We start from the raw sequence: 23247 nt of genomic DNA, 5'->3' as shown, positions 1-23247 counted from the left end.
CGTCCGTTGCGCCCGACGCTCCAGCTTACCCCAGCTTCGCCTATGCCCGATATCCAGAGCCATACGTTCGGCCATTGCGCAAGCGCATCTTCGTTGAATTGCCGCCACGGCGCCTGCAATTCGAACATCAGGCCGCTTTTCGGCGCGATGCGCCGCCGCTTTCGGGAAAGCGCGGCGCAAAGTTTCGGTGCGCTCTTGCATCATGGCCTCAGGCCAGGCGATCTTGCGCCATGCGCACGGCGATGTCGAACGCTTTCTGCGTCGCGCCGACATCGGCACGGCCCTGGCCGTGGATATCGAACGCGGTGCCGTGCGCGGGCGTCGCGATCGGCACGGGCAGGCCGCCGTGCACGGTGACGCCGCGCCAGAAGCCCATCAGCTTCATCGCGATCTGACCTTGGTCGTGGTACATCGTGACGACGCCGTCGAAGACCTTCTGATCGCGTGCGCGCACGAAGATGGTGTCGGCGGGGAAGGGGCCTTGCGCATCGTAACCTCGAGCGCGCGCATGTTCGACGGCTGGCGCGATCACGTCGATTTCCTCGCGACCGAACGCGCCGTTGTCGCCGTTGTGCGGATTGAAGCCGCATACCGCGATGCGCGGCTGCGCCACGCCGGCGCGGTTGAGGCCGTCATGAATCAATTGCACCGCGCCGCCGATGCGCTCCTGCGTGAGTCTCGCGCTCACATCCTTCAACGCGATATGCGACGTCACGCGCGAGGTCCAGAGCTCGTCGAGGACATTGAATTCGCAGAATGCGCCGCTGAAATCGAGCTGGCGCGCAAACCATTCCATCTCGTCGTTCGTCTCCATGCCGGCCATATGCAGCGAGGTCTTGTTGACTGGCGCGAAGAGCATCGCCTGCGTGCGGTTGGCGCGCGTCATCGCAAGGGCTTGTTTGAAGGCTTCGAGGCTGTACCGGCCGCCGCGTTCGGTCGATACGGCGCGCTCATAGGGGGCGTCGTCGGGGAGGCGGAAGTCGATGAGCGATGGCACGTCGGTGTCGCGCGCGGCGTCGTCGACGCGCTCGACCAGTCGATAGTCGAAGCGCTGCTGCGCGATCTCCATGCCGTGATCCAGCTCGCGCTTGTCGCCGACGATGAGCAGATCGGCGCGCGCGCGATTCTCAGCCTTCGCGATGAGGCGCGCGATGAGTTCGGGACCGATGCCGGCGGGATCGCCGAGAAGAACTGCGATGAGAGGTTTCATGTTGGTAGGGTCTCGTATCTCGTGATCGGTTGCAAGCGGGGGCGGCGCCGGTCGAGGGCGGTCGAACCGAAGATATGCACCCGCGCGCACGCGCCGTAAAAGTGCAGCCGCGTGTTTGCATCACTCGATGATGTCGAAGTCGCTCAGATGCTTGTCGGACAGCGTGATGCCGAGACCCGGCGTTTCATCGGAAAGTTGCAGATAACCGTTTTGCGGTTGCGGCTCGCCGTCGAAGATGTAATAGAAGAGCTCGTTGCCCACTTCCACATCGAACACGGGGAAGAACTCGGACATCGGGCTCGCGGTGCTCGACATCGTCAGGTGATAGTTGTGCATCTGCCCCGCGTGCGGAATCACAGGAACGGACCACGCTTCGGCCATCGCGTTGATCTTGCGCGCGGCGGTGATGCCCCCCACGCGATTCGTATCGTACTGAATGACATCGACGGCGCGGCGTTCCAGCAGATCCTTGAAGCCATAGCTCGTGAACTCGTGCTCGCCGCCGGAGATCGGCACGATGTTCATTTTCTTCAGCTCCTGATAGCCTTCGACGTCGTCGCCGATCACGGGCTCTTCGAGCCAGCGCGGATTGAACTCGGCAAGACGCGGCAGCATGCGGCGCGCGTATTCCAGCGTCCAGCCCATATAGCATTCCAGCATGATGTCCACATCGTCGCCTGCGAGTTCGCGCAGCAGGCGCACCTGCTCCAGATTCTTCGCCATGCCCTTCGGACCATCTTTCGGGCCGTAGCCGAAGCGCATCTTCATCGCGGTGAAGCCCTGGTCGAGATAGCCCTGGGCTTCCGCGAGAAAGGCGTCGCGGTCGTCGTTGTTATAGAGCTTCGATGCGTAGCACCAGATGTTTTCTTTCGTGCGGCCGCCGAGCAGCTTGAAGACGGGCTTTTTCACCGCCTTGCCCATGATGTCCCACAGGGCGATATCCATCGCGGAGATCGCCGCCATGCCGATGCCCTTGCGGCCCCATGCGAGCGTGCGCCGATACATCTTCTGCCAGATATATTCATGATCGAACGGATCTTCGCCGATGGCGATAGGCGCGAGATATTCATCGACGATCTGCTTCGCGACACGCGGCGCGAGCGCGCAATTGCCGATGCCGATGGTGCCGTCGTCGCATTCGATCTCGACGACGAGCCAGCCGTGAAAGCGGAACGAGCCCATCGCGTCGCCGCGCTCGTAGAGGATATCGACGGCATTCGTGCAGAAGTGCGCTTGCGGCGGAACGACCTTGCCTTTCCATTCGAAAACGCGTGCGCGGACGTGCTTGATCTTCATCTTCGGTGTCTCCGGGTTCTATTCGGGTGGGGCCGCTGAAACGAGGGTTTGCGCGGCTGTATCGGGTAGCGCTAGTGTGCGAAACTCCGCGATAACTGACCATTGAATTATTTGCATCAGGCTATTTCCTGGAGTTATCGCTCGCATGATCGCGCCCGCCACGGCCATACGCAAACGCCTGCGCCTGCGTCATCTGCAATTGATGACGGCGCTCTCGGAAACGGAATCGCTCAGAAGCGCAGCCGACGAGCTCTCGATGACGCAGCCCGCCGCGACCAAGGCGTTGAAGGAGCTGGAGGACACCATCGGGGCAACGTTATTCGTGCGTCATGCGCGAGGGATGGAGCCGACCATCTACGGAGAGGCGGTGATGCGATACGCGCGCGTCGTCTTCGAGGATCTCGATGAATTGCGCGAGGAACTGGCGGCGATCGAGGCGGGCGATATCGGCAAGGTGCGCATCGGCGCGGTGATGGCGCCGGCTCCCGATTTGCTCACGAAGGTGATCGTGCAATTGAAGGAAGCGCATCCGCGCCTGCAGATCAGCGTGCAGATCGACACGAGCGATGTGCTCGTGCAGGCGTTGCAGCAGGATCAGCTGGATATCGTGGTGGGGCGCATTCCTTACGGCTTTTCCGCGCTGGATCTGACGTTCGAGACCTTGTCGGAAGAGGCGCTCGCGATCGTCGCGCGGCCGGATCACCCGGCTGTCGGCATGACGGCGAAACCGAAGCTCGCCGATCTCGCGAAGTATCCGTGGATCGTGCAGCCGCATCCGAGTCCGATGCGGCAGATCATCGACCAGACGTTTCGGGAATCGCGCGTTGCGCCGCCGGTGAGTACCGTCGAGACGTCTTCTATTCTGACGACCTTGTCGCTCTTGAGGGATTCGGACATGCTCGCCGTGCTGCCGAGTTCGGTCGCAGACTATTATTCCGCGCTCGATACGATCGCTTCGTTGCCCACCGCATTGCGTGGGCGCCTCGCGCCTTATGGGTTGATTCTCAGAAAGAACCGGCGGATCAGTCCGGCGACGCAGCTGGTTATCGAAGCGATTCGGCAGGCGTGAGGGAGTAGCGAGGCGGCGCTCAGTCGAGCGGCAGACGGTTGGATTCCTTTATCGTGTGCATGACAAATGCACTGCGTACCTCCCTGACATGGGGCAGCGCCGCCAGGACTTTCCGGCTGAAGTTGGCGAATCCGTCGAGATCCGGCGCGACGATCCGCAGAAGATAGTCCTCGACACCGGACAGGATGTAACACGACAGGACCTGGTCGATTGCCTGCAGGGAAGTCTCGAACTCGACGGCGTCCCGTTCCTGATGGGACGTGATCTTCACAAAGACGAAGGCGTCGATTCCGAAGCCGAGGGCCTTCCGATTCAGGTCCAGGTGATAGCCTTCGATAACCCCGACCTCTTGCAGGCGTTTGACGCGACGCCACACCGGCGATGAGGAACTGTTCATTCGCTCGGCCAGTTCCGCCATGGATATGCGCGGATCTTCCTGCAGATGGCGAAGAATCTGACGATCGGTCGAACTGAGCGGCGTGGTTTCCACTGCGATTTCCTCTGGAACGAATTTGTGTCTGCTGCGGGATCGCGGGTCAAGTCTATCGGATATTCGGCACCGTTCGGCAAGTTCATGCCGATGCTACTTTATTTCGCGTGATATCAGACCGCGAGCGCTAGGGTTGACCCTGATCTCTTAGCGTCGTCCTTAAAGGTCGGCAAATCATTTCGCCTTGAAGTTATATGCCGGCATCACATGCCGCTCTCGCCGATTAAACCGGCAAAAATAGAAAAGAAAAACCGCCTGTCAAAAACTAGAATTTTTTGCATCAGGAGACGAGACATGTGGCAAGAATTCACTCAGGCACAGTTGGAGCGGGAGTACTCGCCTAGCTCCGTCGCCCACGACTACCTGGCGGTCGTCGCTGCCTACACTGCCGAGAGCGAAGCGGTATCGGCATCCCTCGTAAGCTATCGGCTGAAGTACGGCTTGCCGTCCGATGAGTATTCGATCGTATTCCCCGCCCGGACCTCGGCGGGTGCGATCGTGGTTTTTATCCACGGCGGCTACTGGCAGGAACTCTCCGCGGAGGATTCCTGCTTCCCCGCGCGGGAGTTCGTCGAACGCGGTGTGTCGTATGCGGCCGTGAACTACACACTCGCGCCCCTTGCGAACATCGGCATGATGATTCGGCAATGTGAAAGGGCGATACGCGCCATTGCTGCCGCTCATCCTGACCTGAAGCTCGTGATCGCGGGAAGCTCAGCAGGGGCACACCTTGCCGCAATGATGGCGACGCTCGATTGGGAGCCCGAGCTCGAGACGCGAATCAAGGGTTATGTGCTTGCGTCGGGCGTCTACGATCTGCGCCCGATCGTAGGCACCTACATCAACGAGCCGCTCGATCTGAGCAGCGAGACGGCTTTAGCGGTAAGCCCGATGTTCATCAAGACCCGCCATCGCTTGCCTACACTCATAAGCTGGGGTGAGCACGAAACTGCTGAATTCAAGCGTCAAAGCCTTGAATACGCACAGCGCCTGACCGATGACGCCGTGCCTGTACGGCTCCTCGAAGTCTCCGGACGCAACCACTTTGACATCCTGTTCGATCTGGCGACGCCGTCCAGCGAACTGGGCGCCGCAATTGAACATTTGATTGGAGCAAAGTAAATGTCTGCAAGCCGCAAACGCGTGATTCCGGAAATCCGCAATCCGGAACTGGAGCTATCGCTCGTCAGTGAAATTGCTATTTCGACGAACGAAACGCGCAACGAAGCGGTGAAGACCACGGCCGGCGAGCCGATGGTCAGCTTCGAGGGAAAGAGCAATCCCTACATCGATTATCACCGCAACGACCTGTTGCTCAGCATCCAGCACATGCGCAGCGAAGGGCACGATGAAATGGTGTTCATCCTGATGACGCAGTGCAAGGAGTTGACGTTCAAAGCTATCCATTACGAGCTGTACAACATGCAGTTGCGTATCACACGAGACGACGTGAGCGGGGCGCTCGAGCTCGTCCCGCGCGTGAAGCGCCTGTTCGAGTACCTGATCAAGACCTGGGACGTGTTGTCGACGATTACGACGCACGGCTTCAACGAGTTCCGCAATCATCTGGGCGTGTCTTCTGGACAGCAATCGTATATCTACCGGCACGTCGAATTCATTCTCGGCAACAAGTCGAAGCGACTGGCGGCGGCGCATTCGAATAACCCCGATGTCTATCCGCAATTGCAAGAGGCACTCAACAATCCGAGCCTGTACGACGATGTACTGGCGCTGCTGCATCGCCGGGGTATTCCGGTGCCGGAGCAAGCGCTGGATCGTGCCTGGTCGGAAACTTACGCGTCCAATCCCGAGGTCGAGAAAGCATGGCTCGCGGTTTATGCGGACCCGTCGCCGGACAACGACCTCTACCTTCTCGGCGAAGCGCTGATCGAAATTGCGGACCTGTTCGCCCAATATCGCTGGCGGCACTTTACCTCGGTGGAGCGCATTCTCGGTTTCAAGCCCGGTACGGGCGGTTCCGCAGGCGTCGGCTGGCTCAAACATGTCGTCGAGCTTCGCTTCTTCCCGGAACTCTGGTCTATCCGCACTGTGTTGGGGGCGTGAGAGATGAATGATATGACCGTTCCCGCATCTCCCGCTCGCGATACGTTCGCGCTGACTCGGGAAAAATTTTCCCTGCCGGAGGGTGTTCGATACTTTGATGGAAACTCGCTGGGCCCACTGCCCAAGGCCGTTCAGATGCAGGCCTATATCACGACGACCCACGAGTGGGGCGACGGGTTGATCCGCTCGTGGCGGAGCGCGAAATGGAATACGCTGCCGCAGCGCGTCGGCGATGCGATCGGCCGTTTGATCGGCGCGGCCGCGGGACAGGTGGTTGCCTGCGATTCCACGTCGGTCAACCTGTTCAAGGTCTTGACCGCGGCGCTACGCCTGCGTGCCGACCGGAAGGTGATCTTGACCGACGCATCGTCGTTTCCGACCGACCTTTACATCGCCGAGCAGGTGGCTCGGCTGTGCGGTGCGGAGATACTCAACTTGCCGGTGAGCGAATTTCCGAAATTCCTGAACGATCGCGTGGCGGCAGTATTGCTGTGCCATGTCGACTATCGCAGCGCCGAGGTTTATGACCTCGCTCGCCTGACACGCGCGGCACATCGGGCCGGCGCGCTCATGGTATGCGACCTTTCGCATTCCGCCGGTGCGATTCCCTGCAACCTCGACGAGTCCGAGGTCGATTTCGCGGTCGGCTGCGGATACAAATACTTGAACGGCGGTCCCGGTGCACCCGCTTTCCTGTACGCCGCGAAGCGTCACCACACGGATTGCGAACAGCCGCTGACCGGATGGTTCGGGCACGCCGCGCCGTTCGAGTTCACGCCGTCCTATGCGCCCGCGCCGGGCATCGAGCGCTTTCTCTGCGGGACGAATCAGGTGATCGCGCTTTCGCTCCTGAACCGTTCGCTCGAAGTGTTCGACGGAATTTCGATCGAAGAAATCAGAACCCGAAGCCTCGAGTTGACCGAGCAGTTCATATCGAGCGCGGAGAACCGGCTTGCTCCGCACGGGTTCGTGGTCGCCTCGCCGAAGGATTCGAATGTGCGCGGAAGCCACGTCTCGCTTCGTCACCCGCAAGGCTACGCCATCATGCAGGAGTTGAGCCGGCGAGGCGTAATCGGGGACTTCCGCATGCCGGATTTCATGCGATTCGGCTTCGCGCCGCTCTTCAACACGGCGGATGAAGTGGAGTACCTCGTGGATCAAATCGATCAGATCATGACGACTCGTGCCTGGGACAACCCCGACTACGAACAGCGTCGCGCCTTCACGTAAGCACGTAGCCGCAACAAAGAGAATGGAAACTTTCCATTTAATCAGTATAACGAATCGACGGAGACATGAATGAGTGCGGTCAAAGGATTCAAGGTCATCGCGGACAGAGAAGGCGGACTGAAGCGATCTCTTACACGAGCTCAACTGATGATGATCGCCATCGGAAGCGCGATCGGCACAGGCCTTTTCCTGGGCAGCGGCGCCGCGATCCATCTTGCCGGGCCGAGCGTCATTATCAGCTTTGCAATCGGCGCTTTTATTGCCCTTCTTCTCATGGGTTGTCTGGCCGAAATGGTGGTCACACATCCGAGTACCGGCTCGTTCGGGTCGTACGCGGAACATTATCTGGGAGGCCTGGCGGGGTTCGTCGTCAGATACGCATACTGGATCTCCGTCGTGCTCGTGATCGGCGCCGAAGTGACGGCGATATCCGTCTATATGCACTTCTGGTTTCCAACCTCTCCGGGCTGGTTGTGGATCGTCGTCTTCTCCGCCGCGCTGATCGCGATCAATGCCCGAAGCGCCAGCGCCTTCGGAGCGGCGGAGTACTGGTTCTCGATCGTCAAGGTAGCCGCCATCGTCGGATTCATCATCCTCGGCAGCTACGCGGTGTTTTCCGCTCCTGAAAATAGCTCAGTGGGCCTCGCGAACTTCTATGTCGACGGCGGATTCTTTCCGAACGGATTCTCAGGAACATGGAACGCGGTGGTGGTTGCGGTATTCAGCTTTATCGGCATCGAGTTTATCGCCGTGGCGGCAGGCGAGGCCAATGAACCCGAGCGCGCCGCAAGGAGCGCATTCAAGTCGGCGCTTCTTCGACTCGTCATCTTCTATATTTTGACGATCGGTTTGATGGTTGCCATCGTTCCCTGGCAGTCCGCCGGCACCGGCAAAAGTCCATTCGTGATGGTGATGGAAAAGATCGGAGTGTCTGGCGGTCCGAGCGTCATGAACTTCGTTATCTTGACGGCCGCCTTGTCGGCGATGAATGCCCAGTTGTACGTCGCGACACGGATGATCTTCAGCCTGTCACGGAGTGGCTATGCGCCGGCGTTCCTGAGCAGTGTCAGCAGTAACGGCGTACCCGTTCGCGCTTTGCTGCTTTCGTCCCTCGGTGTGGCCTTTGCAGCGATCACGAGCGTCATGATGCCCGGAGGATCGTTCATTCTGGTCATGTCGATTGCGATGTTCGGGGCGCTCTTCGGCTGGCTGATGATCTTCGCGACTCATCTTCGGTTCCGTATGGCGTGCAAGCGCGATGGTGTTACCCCGGCCTTTCGACTGCCCTTGTTCCCGATTCCCACTTTGCTCGGCCTCGTCATGATGGTAGCGGTCATCGTCTCGACGTTCTTCGTGCCCGCGTTCCGCATGTCGGTGGTTACGGGTGTTCCGATGCTCGTCGCTCTCATGGTGACCTATGCGCTGCTTAAAAAGCCGGATCCGCAAAAACTTCTGGCGGTCGAGTGACCTGGAAATGAGCCGATCGACTGGAGCAACGCGATGACCAAGTACGACACTTTTCGCGAAGAGATGGCGGGCCGGGCAAACGTCGAAGATTCGCCTGAACTCATCGCTTATTACCGCGACCTCGAGCGACTCAAGACCGGTGCACTGTGGACCGTGGCCAACAAGATCGAACCGTGGCAGCCGAAATCGGAATCGGTGCCCGTGATCTGGCGCTATCGCGACCTTCGCGAACATGTGCTGCGTTCCGTGCGGCTCGTCACGCCGGAGAAGGCTGGCCGGCGGGTGATCTTCTTCGAGAACCCTGGAAGGCGGGATGTATCGGCGGCAGTGGGATGGCTCTACTCGGGACTGCAGGTCATGCATCCGGGCGAGCGGGCCACCGCGCATCGGCACTCGTCTTCTGCGCTGCGTTTCATCATGGAAGGAAGCGGCGCATACACGATCGTCGATGGTCACAAGATGACGCTCGGCGCGAACGACTTCGTGCTCACGCCGAATGGCACATGGCATGAACACGGCGTCGAGGAGAACGGGACGCCATGCATCTGGCAGGACGGTCTGGATATCCCGCTGGTCAACGCACTCGAGGCCGGGTTCTATGCGGTGCACCCGGATTTGCATCAGGCCGTCGGATTTCCCGTGGATGACGGCGTGAGCATGTGGGGCGCGGCCGGACTTCGTGCGCATCAGGCTGGCTGGGACAAGCCTTATTCCCCGTTGTTCAAGTACCAGTGGGAACCGACGTACGATGCATTGAAAAACTACGCCGCGAACCACGATGACAACCCGTTCGACAGCGCGCTGATGCACTACACGAATCCTGTTACCGGTGGCCACGTCATGGCGACCGCCGGCGCCAGCATGCAGCTTCTTCGTCCCGGCTTCGAGGGCAAGGCTCACCGTCACACCGGGAGTTTTCTTTATCAGGTGGCAAAGGGCGCGGGCTATTCGATCATCGACGGACACCGTTTCGACTGGCGCGAACGGGACATATTCTGCGTCCCCTCGTGGGCATGGCATGAGCACGTGAACCTCAGTTCGACCGAGGACGCCTGCCTGTTCTCGTTCAATGATCTTCCAGTGATGGAAAAACTGGGGCTCTTCTACGAAGAGGCCTTGGCGGATAACGCGGGCCACCAGCCGGTTTCTTCGCAGCCAGCGCTTTGAGCGAAATTTCGCGTCGGAACTTTTGATTCAAGAGACACACATCATGCAACTCGCTACCTATCGAACGAATGTTACCGCTGCCGCCCGGCTCGGCGCGGTTGTCGGTGATTTCATCATCGACATCGAGCAACTCGGTGCTCACGCCGGTGTCACGCTTCCCTCCGATATGCTCGAATTCATCGACATCGGGCCGCACGCGGTCGAGCGCGTTGCGAAGCTGCTGGAGCAGCACGGGGGGAACGGGCCGCTGGACTGTGCTGTTCCGCTCGTGAACGTGAAGCTGCTCGCACCCATTCCGCGGCCGCGGAAGAACATATTCGGCGTCGGATTGAATTACGTCGAACACGTGGATGAGTCGAGCCGAACACTGGACACGTCGAAGGATCTGGCGAAGCAACCGGTCATATTTTCGAAGCCTCCCACGAGCGTGATCGGAACAGGAGACGCCATCGAGCATAACGCGGCGATCACGCAGCAGCTCGACTGGGAAGGTGAGCTGGCCGTCGTCATCGGTCGTCGGGCAAAGAACGTGAGCGTGCAAGACGCGCTCGGCCACGTCTTCGGCTACACGGTCATTAATGACATCAGCGCCCGTGACAATCGCCGCGCCGGTCAATGGATCTTCTCGAAGGGCCAAGACACGTACGCACCGCTCGGACCTGTGCTCGTGACGGCCGACGAGATTGGCGATCCCCACGACCTGGACCTCGGCTTGAAGGTCAATGGCGTGGAGAAGCAACGCTCCAACACGCGCCACTTGTTGTTCGACATTCCAGCTCTGATCGCGGACATCAGTTCGGCCATTACGTTGGAACCGGGCGACATCATCGCGACGGGGACACCCGCGGGCGTCGGGGCGGGACGATCGCCTCAGGAATGGTTGTGGCCGGGCGATGTCGTCGAGGCGTGGGTCGAAAAGATCGGTACGCTGCGCAACCCGGTGGTCGCCGTGGGCAACGAGCCGCGAAAGACTCGGTCGCAACGTGCCGGGGATAACTGATGCTGCAACTTCGCAAATTCAAAGCCGCGGCGGTCCAGACGGCCCCTGTGTTTCTCGACACGGATGCGACCGTCGAGAAGGCAGTGAGCCTCATCGCAGAAGCAGCGGCCAATGGCGCGCAGCTCGTGGCCTTCCCGGAAGTGTTCGTTTCCGCGTATCCCTATTGGAGCTGGCTCGGCGACCCATTGCAAGGCAGCCGCTGGTTCGAGCGCCTGGCGCGCGCGGCAATCGAGATTCCCGGCCCCGAGATTTCGAAGATCGCGGAAGCAGCAGCACTGCACCGGATCAACGTGGTAATCGGTGTCAACGAGCGCAGCCGGAGTTCCATCGGGACTTTGTTCAACACCGTCGTCACGATATCCGACGAGGGGCGGATTCTCGGCCGTCATCGCAAGCTGGTGCCCACATGGGCGGAAAAGCTCACGTGGGCGCCGGGGGATGCCGCATGCCTGCGTGTTCACGCTACGAGCGTGGGACCGCTCGGCGTGCTCGCTTGTGGAGAAAACACCAACACGCTCGCGCGCTTCGCACTGATCGCGCAAGGTGAGCTGGTGCACGTCGCGAACTACATCGCGTTGCCGGCGGCGCCGCTGGACTACGACATGGCCGAAGCCATCAAAGTACGCGCGGCTGCGCATAGCTTCGAGGGCAAGCTATTCACTGTCGTCTCGTGCTCGACCGTTTCAGAAGAGATCATTGGCGCGCTCGAAACCGATTATCCGAACGCGCGCGAGCGCCTGACGCGGCGCCACAGTGCGTTTTCAGGTTTTCTCGGACCGGACGGTCGGGTGATCGGTGAACCGCTCATCGACGAAGAAGGAATCGCCTACGCGGATATCGATCTCGGAAATTGTATCCAGCCGCGCCAGATGCATGACATCGCCGGGCAATACAACCGATTCGATATTTTCCAACTTCGTGTGAAACGCAAGCCGCTGCAAGCAGCGACGTTCGAGGATGCGGCTTCCGAACAAGCCGAGAACGATAACGAGTTGCTGGAGCCCGGAAATGAGTGAAAAGAAGGCCTTTCGTATCGGACAGATCGTTCCTTCCTCGAATACCACGATGGAGACGGAGGTCCCCGCCATCTTTCGGGCGCGCGAGGCCGTCGCAAGCGAACGCTTCACGTTTCATTCGAGCCGGATGCGCATGAAGCACGTGACGAAGGAAGAGCTGGAGCGCATGGACGGCGAGAGCGAGCGATGTGCGCTCGAACTGTCCGATGCGCACGTCGATGTCATCGGCTATGCGTGTCTGGTCGCCATCATGAGCATGGGACCCGGCTATCACCACACGTCGGAGGCCCGGCTGATGCGGCGAACGGTGGAAAACGGCGCGCTGGCGCCGGTCGTGACCAGTGCGGGTGCTCTGGTCGATGGTCTCAAGACGTTGGGCGCCAGGAAGGTGTCGATTCTCACGCCCTACATGAAGCCATTGACCGGGCTGGTCATCGACTACCTCGCGAACGAGGGAATCGAAGTCGTCGACAGCATCTCGCTCGAAATCCCCGATAACATCGAAGTGGGACTTCGAGACCCGCGCGCGCCCATCGAGATAACGCGAAGACTCAATATCAGCGGAGTCGATGCCGTTGTCGCATCCGCCTGCGTTCAGATGCCGTCGCTCGCGTCCGTCCAGCCAATCGAGGATCGGATCGGCCTGCCGGTGGTGTCTTCTTCGGTGGCGACCGCATTCGCCATGCTCAAGCGGCTTGGCCTGGATCCGTCGGTGCCTGGCTTCGGCTCCCTGTTGTCCGGACGATATTGAGAAGTTCGAGCGTTACGTACGAGTGACGTTTGCGACCGAGCAAATAGTAAATCGGTTTAAGTTTAGATATGCTAAGGAGACGGAAAATTAAAAGACCAATCATAGCGGCCATTGCGACTTTGACGTGCGGAGCCGCTTCAGCGCAATCATCCGTGACTTTGTACGGAATAATCGATGCGGGAGTCACTTACACCAATCGGGTGGATACGCCCACGCAGAAGGGCGCCGTCGTGCAATTCACGTCGGGATCTTCACAGGGCAGTCGATGGGGACTGAGAGGATCCGAAGATCTGGGCGGTGGACTCAAAGCGATCTTTGCGCTGGAGAACGGGTTCGACGTCGGAACCGGTGCACTCGGTCAGGGCGGGCTCGAGTTCGGACGACAAGCCTTCGTCGGACTGTCGAGCAATTGGGGCACGCTCACGCTGGGCCGGCAGTACGATTTCATCGGCGACATCTTCCCGGCGTTCGCGGTAGGCTCGAATACACCAGCGGGCCTTCTCGCATGGAGTCTCCCCGCATACGCAGCCGGCGGCTACTCGCTCGACAATCGCGTATGGGGCGATCAGGTGAACAACGCGGTGAAGTACCAGTCGCCGTCCATCGCGGGTTTCACGCTTGGCGGTATGTACGGTTTCGGTAACGTTGCCGGTTCGATGGGCACGAACAGTTCGAGCAACTTCGTCGTGAGCTACGACAACGGACCGCTGAGCGCTGCACTTGCGTATATGTCGCGCCACAACGCCACGCCTTCTGCAAACTCGAGAGAATTCGCGGGCGGCGCGGCCTACATGATTGGAAAAGCGCGCCTGTTCGGAATGGTTTCCGACGTGCAACTCAGCAGCGGAACGAAACCGCGCGCAACGACCTATGAAGCCGGCCTGGCCTATCAGGTCATTCCGACGTTGTCTCTTGCGGGCGGCGCGCAATATCAGCACCGCAACAATGGAGTCGGCAGCGCGAACCAGTTGACACTCAGCGGCGACTATTTCCTCTCGAAGCGTACGGACGTCTATTTCGTAGCCGCGCTTGCGCATGACCACGGCTTTAGCGCACAGGCGCAGGCCGCGCTAGGTGACGCGTCCGGGACGGACGTGCAGACCGCGGTTCGAATCGGGATTCGCCACAAGTTCTAAGCGTGCTATGTCCACGGAGCGTTGCGGCCGCCGCGTCCTGATTCAGAGTACCTAAGTGGTCCCCGCAACGGGGGCCTTTGACCGGCGTTCGCGCCGGTCTTTTTTTGCGTTTGAAAGCAGCATGCGTGCATTCGAGTAGCAAAGGCGTTTTGCGGAGGAATACGAGCAGGCCCTCACGACCCGCTCCGCCGCTCCGCCAGCTTCAACTCCCCATGCGCCGTGCGCCCGGCATTATCGGAAGCTGCAGCACTATCCAGTGCGATATCCGGCCGCATGAAAAACGTCATCACGATTCCGACCGCGAGCAACCCGAGCGATCCTGCGAAAGGCAACGTCCAACTCCCAGTCCGGTCGACGACGAACCCGAACACGATCGGCGAAAAGATCCCGGCGATAGCCGATCCCGCATTGACGAGCCCGCTCGCGATCCCGACGTGCTTCGGCGTAATGTCCATCGGCACGGCCCAGATCGGCCCGATCGTCATCTCCAGAAAGAAGAACGACAGGCTCAACGACGCAGCCATGACCGGCAGCGATTTCACGACCATCACCGGCGCGAGAAACACGAGCGCACCGAGGAACGCGACGATGATCATGTTGCGCCGCGCTGAAACGACACTGCCCGTGCGCTTCAGAATGCGATCCGAGATCACGCCGCCCGCCGTATTGCCGACGACACCCGAAAGAAATACGCCCGCCGAAAAGAGCGCCGAGCTCTTCAGATCGAGACCGCGTCCATGCATGAAGAAAGTCGGCAGCCACGTGAAGAAGAGCCAGCCGGTCCAGCCATAGCAGAAGTAGACGATCATCGTCGGCGAGATGCGCTTGAGCAGGCGGCCCCAGGGCGTAGGCTCGCGCGTCTTGTCGACGGCGACCTTGTTTTCAGGCGGCAACTGCGCTTCTTCCTCGGCCGTCATGTGCCGATGCTTGCGCGGGTTATCCGCGAAGTACCACGCATATACGACGACCCACACCGCCGTCAGCGCGCCGACGAGCACGAACGAAGCGCGCCACGAAGCGAACGCGACCAGTAACGCGATCAAGGGCGGCGTGAGCGCGTTGCCGAGGCGCGAGAACGAATGCGTGAGACCTTGCACGAAGCCGCGCTTGCCCGCCGGATACCAGTTGACGAGTGCGCGCGCCTGCGCGGGCAGCGCCGCGCCTTCGCCGACGCCGAGCAGCATGCGCGCGCAGAACAGCGACACGACGCCACCCGCGAATCCCGTCGCGATCGTCGCGACGATCCAGATCGACGCGCACAGCACGAGCGTCGTCTTGGCGCCGAAGCGGTCGCTGAACCATCCGCCGATGACCTGACAGATCGCATACGTATAAGCGAAAGCACCGAACACGAGCCCGATGTCGGTGTTGGTGAGATGAAGATCGTCGCGGATCAGACCTGCGGCAGCAGACAGGTTGACGCGATCGAGGTACATGATGAAGGACATCGCGCACATCAGCGCGAGAACGGAGCGGGTGACTCTTGGGCGATGCAGCATCTTCTTGTCTCCTCCGAGGCTTGTTGCGCGCGGATTGATCCGTTGCGCGCGCTCTTTTCGAGGGCGGACCGCATGATGGTCCGACGTCCCGCAGTCTCGCGAAAACAGCGATAGCCGTCTATTGAATTCGCCTCATGAGGTGATTACCGGCGGTTATGGCTCGGAAAGGAAAACGGCTCGCGTCCCGAAGGATCGCGAGCCGCGCATCATGGAACCGCGAAACGGCTTCAGGCCGTCGCGCGCATGCCTTCGTCGTGAAGCCGGAACGTCTCCACTGCCGTGCGCAACGCGCCAGCCTGATCTTCGAGCGACTGGGCCGCCGCCGCCGCTTCTTCGACGAGCGCCGCGTTCTGTTGCGTCACTTCATCCATCTGCGTGACGGCGCGCGCCACCTGCTCGATGCCGCTGCTCTGCTCTTCCGAAGCCGCCGCGATTTCGCCCATGATGTCGGTCACGCGCTGCACGGCCGTGCTGATCTCGTTCATCGTGCGGCCGGCTTCGTCGACGAGCGCGGTGCCCGATTGCACGCGCTCGACCGAGCTGTCGATCAGTTCCTTGATCTCCTTCGCCGCCGCCGACGAACGCTGCGCGAGCGAGCGCACTTCGCCTGCGACGACTGCGAAGCCGCGTCCTTCCTCGCCGGCGCGCGCGGCTTCGACCGCCGCGTTCAGCGCGAGAATGTTGGTCTGGAACGCGATGCCTTCGATGATCGTGATGATGTCCGCGATCTTCGACGAGCTCTGGTTGATCTCGCCCATCGTCGTCACGACTTGCGACACGACATGGCTGCCCTTGCCCGCGATCTCCGACGCGTTCGCGGCGAGCACGCTAGCCTGACGCGCGTTGTCGGCGTTCTGCTTCACCGTGCCCGTCAGTTCGTCCATGCTCGAGGCGGTTTCCTGAAGCGCCGACGCCTGCTGTTCCGTGCGTGAGGAAAGATCCACGTTGCCCGCCGCGATCTGCTTGGTCGCGGATGCAATCGATTCGCTGCCGCCGCGTACCGTGCGAACCGTATCGATGAGGCTCGCTTGCATGGTCGCGAGACCGCGCAACAACTGGCCCATTTCGTCGTTCGAGCTGACCGTCACGCTGCGGCGCAGGTCGCCGTTTGCGATCGCATTGAATTGCGCGAGCGCGGCATCGAGCGGACGCGAGATACGACGGCGCAACGACATCCACGTATGGAGCGCCGCGGCGACGCCGAGCAGAATCGCAACAATGCAGCCGATGCGAAACGCGCCGAAGGTTTCCTGGCCTTCGTCATACAAGGCCTTCGCCTGGTCGAATTGCAGCTTGCGCAGCGCGACGCCCGTCTTCGCGAACTCGTTGAATGCTGCCTGCATCGCGCTCGCGTCGGCGACGATCTTCGCCTGATCCTGCGCGCGGATATCGGCATAACCTTCGTCGATCTGCTTTTGCAGCGCGAGACGCTGCTCGTTGAATTTGTCGGCGAGCGGCTTTTCGTCGGAGCCTTGCGGCAGGCCGGCATATTTCGTCCATGCGTCGTCGGAGGTCTTGCGCATCAGCGCGCCGCGTCCGATCGCATCTTCCGCCGCGGGCGTGCCCACATTCAGCGCTGCGCGGTCGAAGGAGAGGCGCTCGCGCGCCATGAACATTTCCGCGTTGCCGACGGACACCGCGCTCGGCATTTCATTCGTGAAGAGGTCGTACGCTACCGCGTTGGACCGGCTCATGCCGGTCAGTCCGACCATGCCGATCGCGACAAGCAGCGCGCTCAACAGCATCATGGCCAAGGCCAGACGGCCTTTGATTGTCGAAAACATAGTTCTCTCAAGAGTGGCTGCATCGAGAAGGCGTACGCACGCGGGCGGCGATGCTTCGCCTGCTGCGCGGCCGATGAAACGCGTCGGCTGGTCTGTATAACGACAGCAAAGCACCCTCCTTTAGTGAGCGATTAAAACGTATTTCAAATCGCTTGCCCGGTAAAGGCCTTGCTTACAGCCGGCTTGAACCGGCGATAATCATCAACCCGAGCAGCACCAGAACGATGCCGATAACCTGCGGCACGCGCCTGAACGAAGGCAGCAGACGTTCCGCGGTTATCGCCAGCGTAACGAGCGCCATTGCGCGCAGATCCATGACGCCGAAGACGAAGAGGGCCGCGGTCAGGCCTGCGCAGCAAGAGACGCAATGAAGTCCGTGTCGCACGCCGTCGAGCCACTCGGCACGCATGTGCCTGCAATGCGTGCAGCGCGCAAGCAGCGTCGCATGCCACTGCGAACACTGCGCCACGCCCGCCAGCGACACGACGGCGCCACTCGCGAAGGGAACACAACGCGCGATGGCCGGTGCGCGCATCACGAACTCGGTGAGGATCGCGACGAGCGCGAAAGCAGCGATGCCGGTCATCGTCCAAATGAAGGCATAGCCTGCGGCCATGCTCCACGAGAGACGCGTGCCCGCGCCATCGAGCATTGCGCGATAACGCCACAGAAGCGGCGCGAAAGAAGGCAGCATCATCGCGGTCATCATCGCGATCCACATGCCGACGAATGCCGTCGCCGTGCGCAGCCATGTGCGGCCGCACATCGGCGTGAAGGTGGGCGAGAGCATCCAGCCGCCGGGCATCGGCAACTCGCTCATCGATGACATCGACGTATGGATCGCGCACGTCACGATCACGCCCGCCAGAAAAACGAGCGCGGCCACGGCAACGAAGCGGCGGCGCGAATGAGGCGAGGCCTCTCGTTCGATGTTCACGGTGAGCACGTTCATGATGTCGTCCCTTTGCATTCGCCCGGTGCGCGTCGGGTACGGTGTTAGATTAGTCGCGGGCATCTACCGCAAAGGAGTGACAAGTGTGTCGGGATTCGCATGGATTCGCTGATCACGGCGGCGGCGCGCGCGCTCGCGGCGGGTGATCCGCTCGGCGCGCTGAATCGCATCGCGCTGCGTGAGGATGCAAGCGCGCTTGCGTTGCGCGGCATCGCGATGGCGCAGCTCGGCGACTTCGTGCGCGCGCGTGCGCTCGTGAAAAGCGCGGCGCGTGCGTTCGGTGCGAAAGAGGCGCTCGCGCGCTCGCGCTGTATCGTCGCGGAAGCGGAGATCGCGCTCGCATCGCGCGATCTCGCGTGGCCCGCGAAAGCACTCGATCACGCCCGCGCGATTCTCGAAGCGCACGGCGACCACGCGAACGCCGCGCATGCGCGCTATCTGGAAGTGCGTCGCGCGCTGCTCATCGGACGAACCGACGATGCCGAGCGCATGCTCGTCGAACTGAATCCCGGGGCGCTTCCCGCTGCGTCGCGGGCGGCGCATGAGCTGATCGCGGCAGGCATCGCGTTGCGGCGTCTTCATACGAAAGCGGCGCACGCCGCGCTCGAACGCGCGACGCAAGCCGCGCGGCAGGCGGGCATTCCGGCACTTGCCGCCGAAGTGGATAGCGCATGGCGCATGTTGAGCACGCCCGCCGCGCGCCTCATCGCACATGGGCAAGAGCGGCTGCTGCGGCTCTACGAAGTCGAGGCGTTGCTGGCATCGGACGCATTTGTCGTCGATGCATGCCGTCTGTGCGTGCGTGAGAACGGCATGTCGATATCGCTCGCGACGCGCCCCGTGCTCTTCACGCTCGCGCGCATGCTCGCGCAGGCATGGCCTCGCGACGTGCCGCGCGACGCGCTCATTCTGCGGGCGTTTCGCATCAGGGAAGCGGACGAGACGCATCGTGCGCGGCTGCGCGTCGAGATGGGCAGATTACGCGCGATGCTGCGGGCGCACGCGAGCATCGACGCGACGCCGCGAGGCTTCGTGCTGAAGCCGCGTCATGCGCGCGACGTGGCCGTGCTCGCGCTGCCCGTCGAAGACGAATTCGCGCCGTTGCTGGCGTTTCTCGCCGATGGCGAGTCGTGGTCGAGCTCGGCGCTCGCAATTGCGCTCGGCGCGAGCCAGCGCACGGTGCAGCGCTCGCTCGATGCGCTCGCCGCGAGCGGCAAGGTGCAATCGTTCGGTCGCGGTCGCGCGCGCCGCTGGACGACGCCGCCGATGCCCGGATTCACGACGACCTTGTTACTCCCCATCGGGCTCGCGAGTGATTAGCATGAAGTCACGATCAGTCATCAGGAGGACGGCGACATGAAACGCGCAAAGGCGGAAATCATCCGTGAATACGGGCCTTTTCCGGACGTCGAGGGCGTGCACGGCGTCACCTGGGACGGGGAGCGCGTGTGGTTCGCGGCGGGCGACACGCTCAACGCCTTCAATCCGGACAGCGGCGAGAAAGAACGTTCGCTGAACATTGCGGCGCATGCGGGCACGGCCTTCGACGGCGAGCATCTGTTTCAGATCGCCGAGGACCGCATTCAGAAGATCGATCCGAAGACAGGGCGCGTCCTCTCGACGATTCCCGCGCCCGGCGGCGGCGCGGACTCGGGCCTCGCGTGGGCCGAGGGCACGCTCTGGGTCGGGCAATACAACGAGCGCAAGATTCATCAGGTCGATCCGGACAACGGTGCGATCCTGCGCACCATCGAGTCGAATCGCTTCGTCACGGGCGTGACCTGGATCGAGGGCGAACTCTGGCATGCGACGTGGGAAGGCGACGAGAGCGAGCTGCGGCATATCGATCCGCAATCGGGCGAAGTCATCGAGCGGCTGGAGATGCCCGAAGGCGTCGGCGTGTCCGGGCTCGAATCGGACGGCCAGGACCGCTTCTTCTGCGGCGGCGGGCGCACGGGCAAGGTGCGGGCGGTGCGCAAACCCAGGCGCGGCTGAAAACCTGCTTTCGTCCGGCGTCGCGGCACGACTCGGCAATCTTTACCACCGCATCGCTTATTCAAGAGTTCCGCCCTCACGCCGATAAACACCGATCAAACCCATCATTGCAACAGGGCCAGAAAGGTGCAGAGAGGCGCCAACGATTTCCTCGGGACCATCGGCGAAACCATCGCCAGGAACCTGCCGTACATCGAACGCGCACGTCGTTTCGGTGGGCTCGGTCTCGCGCCGCTCGGCGTGCTCGTCGCCGCGTGCGGCGCCTTCTTCGTGCCGCGGCCGTGGAACGGGCTGCTCGCCGCGCTGCTCTTCGGCGCGGCGATCGTCGTGCATCGCATGCAGAAGGCGAATCGCCAGGTCTTCGTCGCGCGGCAGGTCGCGCACGGACTGCTTTCGATCGCCGAGGATTGCCTGAAGCTGCTATCGCTCGAAGGCCGCATCATGTGCATCTCCGAAGTCGGCAGGCGTTTGCTCGGAGCGGACTGCGCCGAGGAACTCGTCGGCTTCGACTGGCTCGCGCTCTGGGACGGTCCCGATGCGCGGCAAGCCTTCGAGCGCGCGAAGCTGGGTGAATCGACGTCGTTTTCCGGCACCTGCCGCACGATGCACGGCACGCTGAAGTGGTGGACATCGACCTTCGCGCCCGTCTACGGCGAGCACGGCAAGGTCACCGCGGTCCTGTGCAAATCGCGCGACATCACCGCGGAAGTGAATCTCATCGAGGAATTGCGCGGCAACGCGCGCGTGCAGAAGGACATGGAAGATCACGTCGACGCCGTGTTCTGGACCGCGACGCGCGATTTTCGCGAGCTCCTGCATGTGAGCTCCGCATTCGAGCGCATGTGGGAAATGCCGATGTCGGCGCTCGAAGCGGATCAGACCGCATGGTCGCAGCGCGTGCATCCCGACGATCTGCCCGCGCTGCGCGATGAAATGCGCACGGCCCTGAACATGGGCGCCCCGACGCAGAGTTATTTCCGCCTGTGCCTGCCGCACGGCCGCACGCGCTGGGTTCGCGCGGACATCTATCCGGTGACCGAGGACGGCGTCGTGTCGCGCGTCGTGAGCGTGTGCGTGGATGCCACCGACGAGCGCGAGCGTCTTCAGGAACTGCACCGGCTCGCGAACACCGACAGCCTCACGGGCCTCGCCAACCGCAACGCGATGATGGACGCGCTCCTGAAGCGCTGTGAAGCGGGCGCGCCGTTCGCGTATCTCTTCATCGATATCGACCGCTTCAAGTCCATCAACGACACGGCGGGCCATATCGCCGGCGATGCCGTGTTGCGCACGATCGCCCGACGCATCCAGGAAACGCTGCCCGAAGGCGCCGTGGCCGCGCGTCCGGGCGGCGACGAGTTCACGGTGATCCTGCCGGGCACGTTCGCACAGGAAAGCATTGCGCGGGCGTGCCGCAAGCTCTCGCTCGCCTGCCATCGGCCGATCAAGATCGACTGCAAGAGCGTGACGATGACATGCTCGATCGGCGTCGCGCTCTATCCCGAACACGGACGCACGCCCGAAGCGCTCTTCATCAGCGCCGACATGGCGATGTACGCCGCGAAGCGCGCGGGCCGCAACACGTTCCGCGTGTTCGGCGATCGCGAGAAGGACGATCTCGCGCGCGCGCATCTGGAGGCGGAACTGCACGGCGCGATCCGCGAGAATCAGTTCGTGCTGCACTATCAGCCGCAGTATCGCGTCGAGACGGGCGAGCTCGTCGGCGTCGAGGCGCTCTTGCGCTGGAATCATCCGCAGCTCGGACTGCTCGCGCCCGGCGCGTTCGTGCCGGTGCTGGAAGAGAGCGTGCTCATCGCCGAAGCCGGGCACTGGGTCATACGCGAGGCCGTGCTGGCGGCCTCGCAACTCGCGCTCGCGCTGCCGCAGGCGTGCTCGGTGGCGCTCAACGTGTCGCCGAAACAGTTCCGCGATCCGCGCCTCGTGTCCGTGCTGAGGCAGGCGATCAGGCGCGGCTGCATCGACTCGAACCGCATCACGCTCGAGATCACCGAATCCGCGCTGATCGACAACGTCGACGACGCGCAGGACGTGCTCTCGAATGTGCGGGCGATGGGCGTGCGCATCGCCATCGACGATTTCGGCACGGGCTATTCGAGCCTCAGCTACCTGGCGCGCTTTCGCCCGGACGTGCTGAAGCTCGACAAATCCTTCGTCGACAACATCGCCACCGATGCCATGGTGCGCACGGTGGTCGAAGGTGTGATCGATCTCGCGCACAAGCTCGGTGTGACCGTGGTCGCCGAAGGCGTCGAGACGCAGGAGCAGCTCGATACGCTGCGCGAAGTGAACTGCGACAAGGTGCAGGGCTTTCTGCTCAGCCGTCCGGTGCCGCTCGCGAGCCTGATGGCGCGCTCCGATGCGCAGGAGTTCGCTGCGCTGCCGTGAAGCCGGCGTTATCATCGCGACATTCGCGCATGCGAGCCGGAGACAGCCGATGAACACTTCATCTTTACGCGTTTCGCTGGCCGTGCTCGGCTTCGCGATCAGCACGCTCGCGCTCGCCGATTCCGCGCCGCCGTGTCCGGGCGCGAACGATGCGAACGCGGGCACGCTGGTTCAGGTTCGCGACTTCACGCCGGTAAGTCAGCAAGGCGGCGGATCGCATTTTCCCGGCTCGCGGCTGCGTGCCGCGCGCAACGCGATGAAGGTCGATCAGAACGCATCGGCGCTCGCCGAAGGCATTGTCAGGGCGCTCGACGCGAAGGGCATCGGCGCGTGCCACATGACGGCGGATTCGCCGCCGCCGACCTCGGGCTGGCTCGTGACCGGCGAATTCGACGAAACGCTCTCATCGGGATTCGGCGCCGGGCTGCCGTCGATGGGTTCGTCGGACAAGCCGCCCAACACGCACGTCACCGTGCAGCTCGCCAATCTCGCGGCGAGCCCGGACGCGCCGCTCACGCAGATCGATACGAGCGGCGAGCTGAAAGGGCAGAAATCGGCGGCAGCGCCCAAGCCCTACGGCGCGGCGGCGCGCTTCGTGATCAACACGACCGAGGCAATCTCTTCGCTCGACGATCTCGCAGCCAGGATCGCCGGGCAGATCGCGGCGGAGAAGGCGAAGCTCGACGGCAAGCCGCAGTAGCGCGAATCAAAGCGC

General features: G+C 62.1%; 20 protein-coding genes. 14 read left to right on the top strand and 6 right to left on the bottom strand.

Annotated elements, in window-relative coordinates:
* Positions 1–208: 208 nt before the first annotated feature.
* Both NCR38_RS24435 and NCR38_RS24430 read right to left on the bottom strand, forming a co-directional pair.
* Positions 209–1210, bottom strand: a complete 1002-nt coding sequence (locus NCR38_RS24435; protein WP_061119128.1) for a 4-hydroxythreonine-4-phosphate dehydrogenase PdxA — start codon at positions 1208–1210, stop codon at positions 209–211.
* A 120-nt stretch (positions 1211–1330) separates the two neighbouring features.
* A complete protein-coding gene (locus NCR38_RS24430; protein ID WP_061119127.1) occupies positions 1331–2506 on the bottom strand; it encodes an L-rhamnonate dehydratase in 1176 nt (391 codons plus the stop codon).
* Positions 2507–2651: 145 nt separating this feature from the next.
* Here NCR38_RS24430 and NCR38_RS24425 point away from each other — a divergent pair, with 145 nt between their 5' ends.
* On the top strand, positions 2652–3575 hold the full coding sequence (locus NCR38_RS24425) for a LysR family transcriptional regulator (protein WP_250477727.1): 924 nt from the start codon (positions 2652–2654) through the stop codon (positions 3573–3575).
* A 19-nt stretch (positions 3576–3594) separates the two neighbouring features.
* Here NCR38_RS24425 and NCR38_RS34360 read toward each other — a convergent pair whose 3' ends face one another.
* The gene (locus NCR38_RS34360) at positions 3595–4065 is read right to left on the bottom strand and encodes an Lrp/AsnC family transcriptional regulator (RefSeq protein WP_061119125.1); all 471 of its coding nucleotides are present in this window, start codon (positions 4063–4065) and stop codon (positions 3595–3597) included.
* A gap of 294 nt (positions 4066–4359) precedes the next feature.
* On the opposite strand from NCR38_RS34360, the gene NCR38_RS24415 reads away from it, so the two are divergent.
* From NCR38_RS24415 to NCR38_RS24375, 9 genes are all read left to right on the top strand, one after another.
* Positions 4360–5187, top strand: coding sequence for an alpha/beta hydrolase (locus NCR38_RS24415; RefSeq protein ID WP_061119124.1), 828 nt, complete (start codon positions 4360–4362; stop codon positions 5185–5187).
* Positions 5188–6129 carry a tryptophan 2,3-dioxygenase gene (locus NCR38_RS24410; RefSeq protein WP_061119123.1) on the top strand — a complete coding sequence of 314 codons (942 nt, stop codon included), beginning with the start codon at positions 5188–5190 and terminating at the stop codon, positions 6127–6129. It abuts the gene before it with no gap.
* A 3-nt stretch (positions 6130–6132) separates the two neighbouring features.
* Positions 6133–7359: a kynureninase gene (kynU, locus tag NCR38_RS24405; protein ID WP_061119122.1), complete on the top strand. Its 1227-nt coding sequence runs from the start codon at positions 6133–6135 to the stop codon at positions 7357–7359.
* A gap of 69 nt (positions 7360–7428) precedes the next feature.
* The gene (locus tag NCR38_RS24400; protein ID WP_250477726.1) at positions 7429–8826 is read left to right on the top strand and encodes an amino acid permease; all 1398 of its coding nucleotides are present in this window, start codon (positions 7429–7431) and stop codon (positions 8824–8826) included.
* Between the two features lie 33 nt (positions 8827–8859).
* Positions 8860–9993, top strand: a complete 1134-nt coding sequence (locus NCR38_RS24395) for a cupin domain-containing protein (protein ID WP_061119120.1) — start codon at positions 8860–8862, stop codon at positions 9991–9993.
* A gap of 43 nt (positions 9994–10036) precedes the next feature.
* Positions 10037–10993: a fumarylacetoacetate hydrolase family protein gene (locus NCR38_RS24390; RefSeq protein WP_061119119.1), complete on the top strand. Its 957-nt coding sequence runs from the start codon at positions 10037–10039 to the stop codon at positions 10991–10993.
* Positions 10993–12009 (top strand): carbon-nitrogen hydrolase family protein, encoded by a 1017-nt coding sequence (locus NCR38_RS24385; RefSeq protein ID WP_061119118.1) that lies wholly within the window; start codon positions 10993–10995, stop codon positions 12007–12009. The genes NCR38_RS24390 and NCR38_RS24385 overlap by 1 nt, the downstream gene beginning before the upstream one ends.
* Complete coding sequence (locus tag NCR38_RS24380) at positions 12002–12760, top strand: Asp/Glu racemase (RefSeq protein ID WP_061119117.1); 759 nt, start codon at positions 12002–12004, stop codon at positions 12758–12760. The genes NCR38_RS24385 and NCR38_RS24380 overlap by 8 nt, the downstream gene beginning before the upstream one ends.
* Positions 12761–12828: 68 nt before the next feature.
* Complete coding sequence (locus NCR38_RS24375; RefSeq protein WP_086961225.1) at positions 12829–13896, top strand: porin; 1068 nt, start codon at positions 12829–12831, stop codon at positions 13894–13896.
* A 173-nt stretch (positions 13897–14069) separates the two neighbouring features.
* Here NCR38_RS24375 and NCR38_RS24370 read toward each other — a convergent pair whose 3' ends face one another.
* The 3 genes from NCR38_RS24370 to NCR38_RS24360 form a co-directional block, all read right to left on the bottom strand.
* A complete protein-coding gene (locus NCR38_RS24370) occupies positions 14070–15395 on the bottom strand; it encodes an MFS transporter (protein WP_061119116.1) in 1326 nt (441 codons plus the stop codon).
* Between the two features lie 227 nt (positions 15396–15622).
* Complete coding sequence (locus NCR38_RS24365) at positions 15623–17179, bottom strand: methyl-accepting chemotaxis protein (protein WP_061119115.1); 1557 nt, start codon at positions 17177–17179, stop codon at positions 15623–15625.
* A 172-nt stretch (positions 17180–17351) separates the two neighbouring features.
* Entirely contained in the window at positions 17352–18131 is a 780-nt protein-coding gene (locus NCR38_RS24360) for a DUF2182 domain-containing protein (protein WP_086961244.1), read from the bottom strand.
* A gap of 99 nt (positions 18132–18230) precedes the next feature.
* Between NCR38_RS24360 and NCR38_RS24355 the strand changes: the two genes are divergently transcribed.
* The 4 genes from NCR38_RS24355 (at position 18231) to NCR38_RS24340 (ending at position 23232) form a co-directional block, all read left to right on the top strand.
* Positions 18231–19451 carry a hypothetical protein gene (locus tag NCR38_RS24355; RefSeq protein ID WP_061119113.1) on the top strand — a complete coding sequence of 407 codons (1221 nt, stop codon included), beginning with the start codon at positions 18231–18233 and terminating at the stop codon, positions 19449–19451.
* A 36-nt stretch (positions 19452–19487) separates the two neighbouring features.
* The gene (locus NCR38_RS24350) at positions 19488–20126 is read left to right on the top strand and encodes a hypothetical protein (protein WP_061119112.1); all 639 of its coding nucleotides are present in this window, start codon (positions 19488–19490) and stop codon (positions 20124–20126) included.
* A gap of 126 nt (positions 20127–20252) precedes the next feature.
* Positions 20253–22532, top strand: a complete 2280-nt coding sequence (locus NCR38_RS24345; RefSeq protein WP_061119111.1) for an EAL domain-containing protein — start codon at positions 20253–20255, stop codon at positions 22530–22532.
* Positions 22533–22581: 49 nt separating this feature from the next.
* Positions 22582–23232: a hypothetical protein gene (locus NCR38_RS24340; RefSeq protein ID WP_061119110.1), complete on the top strand. Its 651-nt coding sequence runs from the start codon at positions 22582–22584 to the stop codon at positions 23230–23232.
* Positions 23233–23247 lie beyond the last annotated feature (15 nt).

The organism is Caballeronia sp. INML1, assembly GCF_023631085.1.
Taxonomy (GTDB): domain Bacteria; phylum Pseudomonadota; class Gammaproteobacteria; order Burkholderiales; family Burkholderiaceae; genus Caballeronia; species Caballeronia turbans.
This window is presented reverse-complemented; position numbering and strand designations above follow the sequence as displayed.

Excerpts from the sequence above, each read along its gene's own strand:
- NCR38_RS24435 (WP_061119128.1), bottom strand. The coding sequence starts at position 1,210 with ATGAAACCTCTCATCGCAGTTCTTCTCGGCGATCCCGCCGGCATCGGT.
- NCR38_RS24430 (WP_061119127.1), bottom strand. The coding sequence starts at position 2,506 with ATGAAGATCAAGCACGTCCGCGCACGCGTTTTCGAATGGAAAGGCAAG.
- NCR38_RS24425 (WP_250477727.1), top strand. The coding sequence starts at position 2,652 with ATGATCGCGCCCGCCACGGCCATACGCAAACGCCTGCGCCTGCGTCAT.
- NCR38_RS24415 (WP_061119124.1), top strand. The coding sequence starts at position 4,360 with ATGTGGCAAGAATTCACTCAGGCACAGTTGGAGCGGGAGTACTCGCCT.
- NCR38_RS24410 (WP_061119123.1), top strand. The coding sequence starts at position 5,188 with ATGTCTGCAAGCCGCAAACGCGTGATTCCGGAAATCCGCAATCCGGAA.
- kynU (WP_061119122.1), top strand. The coding sequence starts at position 6,133 with ATGAATGATATGACCGTTCCCGCATCTCCCGCTCGCGATACGTTCGCG.
- NCR38_RS24400 (WP_250477726.1), top strand. The coding sequence starts at position 7,429 with ATGAGTGCGGTCAAAGGATTCAAGGTCATCGCGGACAGAGAAGGCGGA.
- NCR38_RS24395 (WP_061119120.1), top strand. The coding sequence starts at position 8,860 with ATGACCAAGTACGACACTTTTCGCGAAGAGATGGCGGGCCGGGCAAAC.
- NCR38_RS24390 (WP_061119119.1), top strand. The coding sequence starts at position 10,037 with ATGCAACTCGCTACCTATCGAACGAATGTTACCGCTGCCGCCCGGCTC.
- NCR38_RS24385 (WP_061119118.1), top strand. The coding sequence starts at position 10,993 with ATGCTGCAACTTCGCAAATTCAAAGCCGCGGCGGTCCAGACGGCCCCT.
- NCR38_RS24380 (WP_061119117.1), top strand. The coding sequence starts at position 12,002 with ATGAGTGAAAAGAAGGCCTTTCGTATCGGACAGATCGTTCCTTCCTCG.
- NCR38_RS24375 (WP_086961225.1), top strand. The coding sequence starts at position 12,829 with ATGCTAAGGAGACGGAAAATTAAAAGACCAATCATAGCGGCCATTGCG.
- NCR38_RS24370 (WP_061119116.1), bottom strand. The coding sequence starts at position 15,395 with ATGCTGCATCGCCCAAGAGTCACCCGCTCCGTTCTCGCGCTGATGTGC.
- NCR38_RS24365 (WP_061119115.1), bottom strand. The coding sequence starts at position 17,179 with ATGTTTTCGACAATCAAAGGCCGTCTGGCCTTGGCCATGATGCTGTTG.
- NCR38_RS24360 (WP_086961244.1), bottom strand. The coding sequence starts at position 18,131 with ATGAACGTGCTCACCGTGAACATCGAACGAGAGGCCTCGCCTCATTCG.
- NCR38_RS24355 (WP_061119113.1), top strand. The coding sequence starts at position 18,231 with ATGGATTCGCTGATCACGGCGGCGGCGCGCGCGCTCGCGGCGGGTGAT.
- NCR38_RS24350 (WP_061119112.1), top strand. The coding sequence starts at position 19,488 with ATGAAACGCGCAAAGGCGGAAATCATCCGTGAATACGGGCCTTTTCCG.
- NCR38_RS24340 (WP_061119110.1), top strand. The coding sequence starts at position 22,582 with ATGAACACTTCATCTTTACGCGTTTCGCTGGCCGTGCTCGGCTTCGCG.